The sequence below is a fragment of the Dyadobacter sp. 3J3 genome, assembly GCF_009801115.1.
Classification (GTDB): domain Bacteria; phylum Bacteroidota; class Bacteroidia; order Cytophagales; family Spirosomataceae; genus Dyadobacter.
On the sequence record NZ_VTOL01000046.1, the window covers coordinates 1 to 1,058 of the forward strand.

General features: G+C 38.1%; 1 protein-coding gene and 1 rRNA gene. Both read right to left on the reverse strand.

Annotated elements, in window-relative coordinates; translation table 11 throughout:
* The coding region (locus FZF08_RS32465; protein ID WP_159478881.1) for a helix-turn-helix domain-containing protein at nucleotides 1–168 on the reverse strand (168 nt) is incomplete at its 3' end.
* Between the two features lie 774 nt (nucleotides 169–942).
* A 5S ribosomal RNA gene (gene rrf, locus FZF08_RS31425) occupies nucleotides 943–1,054 on the reverse strand.
* Between the last annotated feature and the right edge of the window lie 4 nt (nucleotides 1,055–1,058).

Sequence of the window (1,058 nt, forward strand, 5' to 3'; positions counted from 1 at the left end):
AGCCAAATCAGCTTTGTAAAACTTGTTTCTTTGGTCTGAATTTCGAGCTAATTCGCGTGAAATTACAGACTTATGTCTGCCTAAATTTTCCCCAATTTTGGTTATTGAGAATCCCTGCAAACGAAGTTCTGCAATTTCGTATCTTTGTTCTATCGTTAAATGTGCCATCTTTTTTGAGCTTGGTAACCCAAAGATAGATGAATATTTTTCGCTGCCGAAGGGGAAGGGTTATGGGACCTAGGTCCCATAACCCTTCCCCTTCGGCTTATTTTTGCAACAGCTAGCTGTTGCATTTATTAGTTGAATCTAAGAAATCAAAAAATTATAGGACTCATTAAAGAACCTAAAGATATTGACTTGTCGACAAAATCAGAACCGCGGACAGAAAAAGAGCTTAATGATCTTGGAAAAACTATGCAGATATCAAAGACAAAAATGCGATCGAAAAATAATTATTGCGAAGCGGGGGGGCGGAAAAACGAGCAGCTTGAATTATTCAATGGTCGCTAATAATATAATCACGCCATAACACGGGTTGACCAGCTTTTCTATACACAGAAAGGAAGTTATGAACCCAAAGAACTCGACTTACTCGTACTTGCAGTTAATAAATAGAGCCACCTTTATCGATACGAGTATCTAATTAACCCAAAAAATGCGTCAAATTTGACATGATTCGGTGTTTTGTTTATCTTAAAGTTAAGAAGCTTTAAAATAGATACAAGCAAAAAAACTATTTTCCTCGGATTACTATTTTCACCAAAATGTTACATTTCAAGAATACATAACTCATATTCATGGCTGTGTTGATTGGGGAAAACTAAGTTCAATTACTTCCCGAAAAAAAACATTATGAGATACTCCAGCCCAGTTACCAGCCAAGGGTAACCACAAAAAAAGACCATCCTTTCGAGATGGTCTTTTTCTTGATTTGTAATAATATTGTGGCGGCTACCTACTTTACCAGGTTTGACCCAAGTATCATCGGCGGTTCCGGGCTTAACTTCTCTGTTCGGGATGGGAAGAGGTGAACACCGGGCCAATAGCCACCAACAAGC